At 71.7% G+C, this 9,754-nt stretch carries 7 protein-coding genes and 1 pseudogene; 6 read left to right on the forward strand and 2 right to left on the reverse strand.

What is annotated here, in order from left to right:
• Positions 1–81: 81 nt before the first annotated feature.
• A complete protein-coding gene (locus tag ACFV0Q_RS15850) occupies positions 82–669 on the forward strand; it encodes a GNAT family N-acetyltransferase (protein WP_385005542.1) in 588 nt (195 codons plus the stop codon).
• Between the two features lie 10 nt (positions 670–679).
• Here ACFV0Q_RS15850 and ACFV0Q_RS15855 read toward each other — a convergent pair whose 3' ends face one another.
• Both ACFV0Q_RS15855 and ACFV0Q_RS15860 read right to left on the reverse strand, forming a co-directional pair.
• Positions 680–1,411 (reverse strand): SOS response-associated peptidase, encoded by a 732-nt coding sequence (locus tag ACFV0Q_RS15855; RefSeq protein ID WP_385005544.1) that lies wholly within the window; start codon positions 1,409–1,411, stop codon positions 680–682.
• A gap of 110 nt (positions 1,412–1,521) precedes the next feature.
• Complete coding sequence (locus ACFV0Q_RS15860) at positions 1,522–4,464, reverse strand: BTAD domain-containing putative transcriptional regulator (RefSeq protein ID WP_385005546.1); 2,943 nt, start codon at positions 4,462–4,464, stop codon at positions 1,522–1,524.
• A gap of 80 nt (positions 4,465–4,544) precedes the next feature.
• Between ACFV0Q_RS15860 and ACFV0Q_RS15865 the strand changes: the two genes are divergently transcribed.
• The 5 genes and pseudogenes from ACFV0Q_RS15865 to helR form a co-directional block, all read left to right on the forward strand.
• Positions 4,545–5,087: a carboxymuconolactone decarboxylase family protein gene (locus ACFV0Q_RS15865; protein ID WP_385005548.1), complete on the forward strand. Its 543-nt coding sequence runs from the start codon at positions 4,545–4,547 to the stop codon at positions 5,085–5,087.
• 99 nt (positions 5,088–5,186) lie between these two features.
• Positions 5,187–6,164: a GNAT family N-acetyltransferase gene (locus ACFV0Q_RS15870; protein ID WP_385005550.1), complete on the forward strand. Its 978-nt coding sequence runs from the start codon at positions 5,187–5,189 to the stop codon at positions 6,162–6,164.
• 63 nt (positions 6,165–6,227) lie between these two features.
• Positions 6,228–6,893, forward strand: coding sequence for a DUF4097 family beta strand repeat-containing protein (locus ACFV0Q_RS15875; protein ID WP_385005552.1), 666 nt, complete (start codon positions 6,228–6,230; stop codon positions 6,891–6,893).
• Positions 6,894–6,978: 85 nt separating this feature from the next.
• Entirely contained in the window at positions 6,979–8,196 is a 1,218-nt protein-coding gene (locus ACFV0Q_RS15880) for a serine hydrolase domain-containing protein (RefSeq protein WP_385005554.1), read from the forward strand.
• A 153-nt stretch (positions 8,197–8,349) separates the two neighbouring features.
• Positions 8,350–9,720: pseudogene (gene helR, locus ACFV0Q_RS15885) on the forward strand (RNA polymerase recycling motor ATPase HelR); the annotation flags it as partial.
• Positions 9,721–9,754: the final 34 nt, after the last annotated feature.

Below are 9,754 nucleotides of genomic sequence, written 5' to 3' on the forward strand. Positions count from 1 at the left end.
GGGGGGCAAGTATCCGCCGGGTCGCGCTTCGGGGCCGTCGAGGGCCCGGGCGGAGGCGGAAGGCTGTGGCAAGATGCCGCGATGATCTCCAACTCACCCATACCCGCGGTCGTTGCCGCAGGGCGGATGTCCACGATGGAGCAGCCGGTGCTCGCTCTCCCGAGCGGCCTGGAGCTGCGGCCCTGGCACCTCTCCGACGCCGACGTCCTGGTGGCCGCCGGGCGGGATCCCGGGATTCGCCAGTGGAATCGGCTGCTGGTGGAGTCGCCCGAGGACGCCCGTCGGCGAGTGGAACGCATGCACGAGCGCTGGCGGGGCGAGGTGAGCGCCATCTGGGCCATCGCGCGACCGGGTGGCGAGGCGGTGGGACTGATCGGGTGGGGCGACATCGACCTCGCCGGGGGCAGCGCCGAGATCGTCTACTGGATCCTCCCCGCGGCGCGCGGCGGCGGTGTGGTGGTCGAGGCCACGAAGCGGGTCAGCGCGTGGGCCCTCAACGACCTCGGCCTGCACCGCCTGCGCTTGTGCCACTCGGTGGCCAACCCGGCATCCTGCCGTGTGGCCGAGAAGGCCGGATACTCCCTCGAAGGCACCATGCGCAGCGCGCTGCTGCACGCGGACGGATGGCACGACGAGCACCTGCACGCCCTCGTCCAGGGGGACATCTGATCCTGCGGCGCTAGGCGGCCGGGGCGAGGAGTTCCGGGCCGTTGTTGCGGACGCTGTTGACCGCCGTGGTGACCGCGCGGACCTCCAGGTGGCCTTCGGCGGGGGTGGCCAGGAGGGCGCGCAGGTCGTGCGGGTCCTGGTGGGCGGGGTCGAGCCAGGCGTCGAAGTCGGCGGGGGCGAGCGCCAGGGGCATCCGGGGGTGGACGCGGCCCGCGGCGTCGGTGGCCTCGGTGGTGATCACCGTGCAGGTCGCCCACCAGGCGGCCGGGTCGTCGGCATCGGTGACCGAGGGGTCGCGCCAGAACTCGTAGAGGCCCGCCATCGCCATCACCGCGCCGTCCTCGGGGCTGATGAAGTACGGCTGCTTGTACGCCTTGGCGGTGGCGGTGGCGGGGACCGGCTGCCATTCGTAGAAGCCGTCGGCGGGGAGCAGGCAGCGGCGTTTGGCGTAGGCGCGGCGGTAGGCGGGCTTCTCCGCCACCGTCTCGACGCGGGCGTTGATCATCTTCGCTGCGCTGCCCGGTCCCTTCGACCAGGACGGCACCAGTCCCCAGCGCAGCGCCCGCAGCCGCCGCTCCACCACGCCGCTGTCCCGGTCGGCGCGCTCCAGCACCGCCCACACCGGATCGGTCGGGGCCACGTTCCAGCTCGGCGGCACCGGGGTGTCGGGGCTCGGCGCGTCGACGCCGAACAGGCCGGTCAGGTCCTCGGGGCTACGGGTGGAGACGTATCGGCCGCACATGACTCCAGCCTGCCACGCGGGGCCGGGATCGGGGGTCGAACCGGCGGGCGGCGGACCGGTCGGCCTTGATGGTCGAGGAACCCTCGACGGGTCAGGTGCCCGATGCGACTTCAGGTGGCGTTCATGGCCGGGGCGCCGGTGGGCACCCCGTGCGGTTCGGGCTCGTTCGCGGTCGGTGGCAGCCCGGTGAGGAAGGTGCGGATCTCGTCGGCCTCGGGGACGGCGAGGGTGGTGTAGAGGTCAAGGGCCTGTCGGGCGTGGTCGTGGGCGAGGTCGATGCGGCCGAGGTCGCGGTGGACGTGCGCCAGCCCGTCGTGGGCGCGGGCCTGCTCGGGGCGGTAGCTGAACTCGCGGGCGAGGATCAGCGCGGTGTCGTGTTCGGCCGCGGCCCGGGCGAGGTCGCCCATGGACCGGGCGGCTTCCGCGAGGGCGTTGAGCGACTCGGCCTCGTCTCCGGGGAAGTCGAACCGGCGGCTCAGCTCCAGGGCCTGGTGGTGATGGTGCCGGGCCTCGTCGTAGCGGCCCTCCCGTTGGCACAGCAGCCCGATGTTGTTCAGCACGACGGTCTCGCCGATGCGGGATCCCGTCTCGCGGTACGCGTGCAGCGCTTGCCGATGGTGTTCGTGGGCGTCCTCGTACCGTCCTCGGCGTTCGTGGACGATGCCGAGGTCGGTCAGGCACCTGGCTTCGCCACCGCGGTCGCCCAGCTCCCGGAAGAGCGCGAGCGACTGCGCGCAGTGGTCGTGGGCCTGGTCGTATTCTCGCCGCCGCCTGGAGACGGTGCCGAGGGCCTGCAGTGCGCCGGCCGCGACGCCCTGGTCGCCGATCCCGCGCGCGAGGTCCAGGGCGTGCCGGTAGTGCTCGGCCGCTTGCTCGTAGGCGCCGTGCCACCAGAAGTGCACCTGGCCGAGATCGATGAGCGTGCGGGCTTCGGCGGCTGTGTCGCCGCTCCGGTGGGCGGCTCGTAGTGCCAGGCCGCCGAGGGCCAGCGCGTCGGCCTGGTGGGCGTGGCCCAGCAGGTAGCGGTGCAGGGTGGCGGCCAGTTGGCTGGTGTGGGGGAGCCAGTCGTGCTCGGATGCGTACTGGGCGGACGCCATGAGGTTCGCGCGTTCGCTGTCCAGCCAGTTGATCGCCTCGGCCTCGTCCCGTGGGGGCGAGGCCTGGGTGTCCGGCACGGGGATGCGTGGCCTGCGGTTCCTGCCCTCGGGGTAGAGGTGGTCGATGGCCGCGCACGCGGTGTGGAGATAGTGGTGGAACAGTCGGCCGAGGGCCTCGCGCTGGGCGCCCGGGGGTTCCTGGGCGGCCGCGGTGGCGAGGGCGTGTTCGCGCAGCAGGTCGTGGAAGGTATAGCGGCCGAGCTGGTGCTGGGTCAGGACGTGGGCGTCCAGGAGGTCTTCCAGAAGCGCCTCGGCCTGCTCCGGCGCGAGGTCGGCCAGCGCGGATGCCGCCTCGGGGCTGACGTCACGGCCCGGCTGGAGCCCCAGGAGCCGGAACATGCGCTGCTGATCCGGAGTCAGCTGCTCGTAGGACAGCGTGAACGCCGCGGCCACTCCTCGCTCCGAGGTGGCCAGCTCGGAGAGTCTGCGGCGCTGGTCGCGGAGCCGGTCGGCCAGGTATGCGACGGTCCAGCGCGGGCGATGGTGCAGGCGGGCGGCGGCGATGCGGACGGCCAGCGGCAGGAATCCGCACAACTGCAGGACATCGAGGACGGCCAGGGGTTCGGCGGCCGCCCGTTCGCCGACGATCGCCGTGAACAACTCCAAGGCGTCCGCGGCGGGCAGCACGTCCAGGGACAGGGCATGTGCCCCGTCCAGGTCGGTCAGCCGTCGGCGGCTGGTGATCAGGATGAGGGCGCGGGAGGATCCGGGCAGCAACTGGCGCACTTGATCCGAGCCGAGGGCGTTGTCCAGCACGGCCAGCACGCGACGGCCGGAGAGTTCGGACCGCCACAGTGCGGCGCGATCGGCGACCGACGCGGGTATCTGCTGGGTGGGCACGCCGAGTTGTCCCAGGAGGATCTCGAGCGCGGCACCGGCGTCGAGCGGCGCCTGACCGGCGGTGTGCGCCTGCAGGTCGATGAAGAGCTGTCCGTCCGGGAAGTGGTCCGCGAGGCGGTGCCCGGCATGGACCGCGAACGTCGTCTTGCCGACGCCGGCCATCCCGTCGATCGCCGAGATCGTCACGACGCCGCCGTTGTTGCCCGACCACAGGCGGATCAGGCCGTCGAGCTCGCCTTCGCGTCCGGTGAAGTCCGGGACGTCGTAAGGCAGGAAGTTGATCCCCTGCGGCTTCGCCGACGCGGTGACCGGCGGCCGCAGATCGGGGGCGTCCCGCAGGATGTCCTGTTCGAGCTTGCCGAACGCGTGGCCGGGGTCCAGTCCCTGCTGCTCGGCCAGGGTCGCCCGGAAGGTTCTCGCCACGTCCAAGGCGTCGGTTTGGCGTCCGGCGCGGTGCAGGGCGAGCATCAGCTGGCAGCAGAGCCGTTCCCGCAAGGGGTTGGCGGCCGCGTGGACGGACAGTTCGTCGATGAGCTCGTCGTGCCGCCCCCGGGCCAGTTCCAGCTCGGCCAGGCGCTCGACGGCGGTCAGCAGCTGCCCGTTCAGACGCGCTCTGGCGCTCTGGACGTAATGGGCGGTGATGTCGGCCAGCGGCTCTCCCCGCCACAGCGCCAGCGCGGCACGTATCCGGTCCGCGGCGTCCCCCGGGTCGTCGGAGTCGGCCGGCGCTTGGGCGATCAGGCTGGTGAACTCGTCCAGGTCGAGCTGTCCCGGCTCGGGGGTGATCACGTACCCGGCCGGTCGCGTGGCCAGCATCCGGTCGGCTCCCGAAGCGCGCAGCATCCGTCGGATCGCGGCGACCGTGGTCTGGATCTGCGCGCGGGCGGAATCGGGCGGCAGCGGCCCCCACATCGCGTCGATCAGGCGGTCCGTACTGATCGCGACCCCGGCATGGAGCAACAGGTAGGCGAGCACCGCGCGGTGACGGGGTGCCAGGCCGGGAGCACCCGAACCGGGGGCCACGGCCTCCACCGAGCCGAGGATCGCGAACCGCATGCCGTCACTCCCGGGGTCACCAGCACGTGCATCGAAGAAGCATCGGAAATGTATCAAGATCAACCGGCAGGGTTACCGCCATGCCACTCCACACCGTTGAACCGGAGATCACGACCGGTGAAACCGCGACTCTGTTCACCGCCACGCACCAGGCCCTGGGGGTCGTCCCCAACCTGGCCAGGGTGATGGCCAACAGCCCGCCCGTACTGAAGGGGTACTTGGGCGCCGTCACCACCCTGGGCGCGGAAGGAACCCTGTCGGCGGACGTGCGCGAGCGCATCGCATTGCTGGTGGCGCAGGAGAACGCGTCCGACTACTGCCTGTCCGTGCATGCGTTCCGCGGGACCAGGACGGCCGGGTTGAGTGCGGCCGAGGCCACCCGCGCTCGCCGGGGCGAGGCCGACGACCCCTGGGCCGCCGCCGTCCTGGATCTGGCCGCCGTGATGGTCCGTGACCGCGGAACCGTTGCCGACGAGCAGCTGACCGCGGCCCGGCGCGCCGGCCTGTCCGACGGGCAGATCGTCGAGGTCATCGCCCATGTCGCTCTCAACGTGTTCACCAACTACCTCGCCACGGCCGCCCGTATCGACATCGACTGGCCGCTCGTGCGCCACACCGACTGAAGGAACGCGAACGTGATGACGCGGTCAGAGCCGGATCGCCGCAACCGGATCACCCCAGCCCCTCAAAAACGGAATTCCCTCCCCACCGAGGAGTCCCACATGATCAGCGCCGTGCCCCTCACTCATGTCTCCACTGAAGACGCCGCCGCCTGGCATGCGGTCGTGGCGGCCTCGGTCGCCGGCGATCTGCCTGGAGAGCCCCGGCCCACGTTCGAGCAGATCCACGCCCAACTCACCGTCGCCGGGCGGGACAACCGCCGGCTCCTCTGGCAAGCCACCGCGACCGACGGCGCGGTGGTCGGTGTGGCCGGGCTGCGGTTGTTCACATCGGACGGCCAAAAACACCTGGCTGAGCTGGAGTTGCACGTCGCCCCGGACCGGCGGCGCTCGGGCGTCGGCTCGCACCTGCTGGCCACGGCCGTGGAGGCGGCACAGGCCGAACAGCGCCGCAGCCTGATAGCCGCCGTGGCCGGCGACGGACCGGGGGACGCGTTCTGCGCCGAGCGCGACTTCCGGCGGGTACTGGCACTGGACCACCTGCTGCTCGATGTCGCACGGGCCGACGATGCCGCAGCCGGCGCCGAGCACCCCGGCTACGAACTGGCCGGCTGGACCGGCACGGTTCCCGACGACCTGGCCGAGGCGTTCGCCGCGGCCAAGAACGCGATGAACGACATGCCCACCGGCGACATGGACTACGGCAGCCAGAACTGGACCGCCGACCGCGTCCGGGCCATGGCCGAGGTGCTGGCCGACCGCGGTGACGTACTGCTGACGACCGCTGCGCTCGGCAAGGGGGAGATGGCCGGATACACCGAGATCGTCATCCGCGCCGGGGAGACCCGCCGGGCACTGCAGTACGACACCGTCGTGGTGCCCGCACACCGCGGCCACGGGCTCGGGCTGTGGGTCAAGGCCGAGATGGTGCGCAGGCTCCGCGCCGAGCACCCCGCGATCGTGGAGATCGAGACCGACAACGCCCAGGACAACACCCACATGCTCGCCGTGAACCGGCAGCTGGGCTTCCGCTTCCACCGCAGCACCCACACGTACCAACTCGACTTGCCCGCCACCTGACCACTCCACGACCCGGCCATCCCACAACCTGACCCCTGAACACCCCACCAAGGAGAACGTCCCATGCAGAAGTTCGAGACCCCCGACGCGATCACCGTGGTCGTGGAGCTGCCCGCCGGACACATCAGCCTCCTCGCCACCGACCTCGCCGAGACCAGCGTCGAGGTGCGTCCCGCGGACGCCGGCAAGGGCCGCGATGTGAAGGCCGCGGAGCAGACCACGATCGGATTCGGCGACGGCGTGCTGCGCGTCATCGCACCGGAGGCGGGGAACCAGGTGCTGAGCAACCCCGGATCCGTCGAGGTGACGGTTCGACTCCCCACCGGCTCCCGCGTCGAGGCCACCTCCGCCGCCGCAGAGGTGCGCACCGAGGGCCGGCTCGGCGACGTGGCCGTCCAAGGCGCCCACCGACGCATCGAGATCGGCGACGTGGAAGGCCTGCGCCTCAGTTCCGTCGACGGCGATGTCCGCGTCGGCCGGCTGGGCGGCCCCGCGGAGATCTCCACCGCGCGGGGCGACATCACCATCGGCGAGGCGGTGCGCGGCGCGGTGGTGCTCCGCACCCAGCACGGCGACATCGCGATCGCCGCCGCCCCCGGCGCCTCCGCCACGCTGGACGCCGACGCCCGCCACGGCCGCGTCAGCAACGCCCTGAAGAACGACGGCTCCCCCGTGCTGGAGATCAGCGCCACCAGCGGCAGCGGCGACATCTCCGCCCGCAGCCTCTGACCCCCCTCGTCCGTCACCTCTTCCTTCCCTTCCTCCCCTCTCCTCTCCTCCCCCGACACTTCCACCCGACCAAGGAGCACCCCTCATGTCACAGTTCACCGCTTCAGGGCAGCGCAAGATCCGCGACGTGCTGGCCCGCCACGTCGACTCCGGCAAGATCCCCGGCGTCGTCGCCCTGTACAGCAAGGACGACGAGACGCACGTGGAGACGCTCGGCACGATGGAGCACGACGGCGGCGCGCCGATGCGCCGGGACACCCTCTTCCGGATGGCGTCCACCTCCAAGCCGGTCTCGATAGCGGCGGCGATGGTGCTGCTCGACGAGTGCCGGCTGCGGCTGGACGACCCGGTGGACCGGTGGCTGCCGGAGCTGGCCGACCGTCAGGTGCTGAAGGCCTTCGACGGCCCGCTCGACGATACGGTCCCGGCGCGCCGTCCCATCACCGTCCGGGACGTGCTGACCTCCACCTTCGGCCTCGGTATGGACATGACCTCGATCGGTACGCCGATCATGAAGGAGGTCTTCGCACAGGGGCTGACGCCCAACCTGCCCACGCCGATGCCCGAGCAGGACGAGTGGCTGCGCCGCCTGGGCGCGCTCCCGCTGATGCACCAGCCCGGCGACCACTGGCAGTACCAGCTCGCCAGCGATCTGGTCGGCGTACTGGTCTCCCGGGTGACCGGCAAGACCTTCGAGGAGGCGCTGCGCGAAAGCGTCTTCGGCCCGCTGGGGATGGAGGACACCGGCTTCCACGTCCCGGACGACAAGATCGACCGGCTGCCGGTCCTCTACGCGCCCGACCCGCGGTCCGGCGAGTTCCACGTATGGGACGAGTCCAAGGACGGCCGGTGGAACATCCCGCCGGCGTTCCAGGGCGGTGGCGGTGGTCTGGTCTCCACCGCGGACGACTACCACGCCTACTTCAAGATGCTCCTCAACGGCGGCAAGCACGGCGGCGAGCGCGTTCTGTCCCGGCAGGCGGTGGAGCTGATGACCACCAACCGCCTCACCCCCGCGCAGAACGCCGCCCGCACCGAGCTGGCCACCAACAACGTCCACATCTCCTTCGGCCAGGGCCAGCACGGCGGTTGGGGCTTCGGGATGGCGGTGCGGACCTACCGCGGCGACTACGCTCCCGTCGGCCAGTTCGGCTGGGACGGCGGCTCCGGCACCTCCACCTACGCCGACCCCGTCAACAACGTCGTCGGCATCCTCCTCACCCAGGTCGACACCTCGGTCCCCGACGCGATCCACCTGATGCACGATTTCTGGACCACTCTGTACCAGGCGATCGAGGACTGATCGCCGGCACGGCTCCACGCACCGGTGCCCCGTGCGCCCCGCACTGCGGGGCGCCCCGGTCCTTGCCGTCGTACGTCACCCGTCCTTGAGGATCGAGGCGGCGCAATGAACGGGCCCTCAGGCCAGAAGCTGCAGAAATGAGAGATCCACTTCGTGCATGTGTTGACCACCAGCGCGTTCGACCTTCCCGGCCACCTCTCCCCCAAGGCCGACCCGACGCTGATCGACGGCGACGAGCGGCACTTCGCTGCCATCTCGGCGAGTCTCGAAGAGACGATCGCCGAACTGTCCGACCGGCTCGAGGCCACGCGCAAGGCGCCCGGCGGCGTCGGCCGGGAGGCGATGGACCGGGACGCGGAGATCCACCGTCTGACCGCCCGCCTGCGCACCCTGCGCCGCTTCGGGCTGGACCTGTGCCTGGGCCACGTCGTCCTCGCGGACAGCCCCGAGCCCCTGTACATCGGACGCCTCGGCCTCACCGACAGCACCGGCCGCCGGCTGCTGCTCGACTGGCGCTCCCCCGCGGCCGAGCCGTTCTTCGCGGCGACCCACGCCAACCCGATGGGCGTGTCGAGCCGTCGCAGGTACCGCTGGACCCGCGGCCTGATCAGCGACTACTGGGACGAGGTGTTCACCACCGACGGGCTGGAGGGGCATGCCGCGCTCGACGACCAGTCGGCGTTCATCGCCAGCCTGGGCGGCAACCGGTCGGCCCGGATGCGCGACGTCCTCGCCACCATCCAGGCCGACCAGGACGCCGTCATCCGCGCGGGATCCCGCGGTGCCCTCGTCGTCGACGGCGGTCCCGGTACGGGCAAGACGGTCGTCGCCCTGCACCGCGCCGCGCACCTCCTGTACTCCGACCCGCGCCTCGGTCACCGTCGGGGCGGCGTGCTGTTCGTCGGTCCGCACCAGCCCTACCTCGCGTACGTCGCCGATGTCCTGCCCAGCCTCGGCGAGGAGGGCGTCCGGACCTGCACCCTGCGCGACCTCGTCGCCGAGGGAGCCGGGGCGGCGGCCGAGGCCGACCCGGAGGTGGCCCGCCTGAAGGCGTCCGCGGAGCTGGTGAAGGCGATCGAGGCGGCCGTCCGCATCTACGAGGAGCCGCCCGCCAAGGGGATGACGGTCTCCAGCCACTGGTCGGAACTCTGGCTGGGAGCCGACGACTGGGCGGCGGCGTTCGCAGCGGTGGAACCGGGAACTCCGCACAACGAGGCGCGCGACCAGATCCTGGAGGAGCTGGTCACGATCCTGATGGACCAGCACGACGGCGACGGCGACGGCCACGACGTCCCGCCCGAGCTGCTCCGCAGGTCGCTGCTGCAGGACCGGGAGCTGATCCGGACCCTCGACCGGGCGTGGCCGATGCTCGAAGCGACCGACCTCGTCGGAGATCTGTGGTCGATACCCGCCTACCTGCGCACGTGCGCCCCCTGGCTGGGCCCCGACGACGTCCGCGCGCTGCAGCGCGCGGGCGCCCCGGCGTGGACCGTGTCCGACCAGCCCGTGCAGGGCCGGGCCCGGCCGGGCGGTTAGACACAAAAACCCGCCCCCACGA

This window comes from Streptomyces sp. NPDC059564 (assembly GCF_042735575.1).
GTDB lineage: Bacteria > Actinomycetota > Actinomycetes > Streptomycetales > Streptomycetaceae > Streptomyces.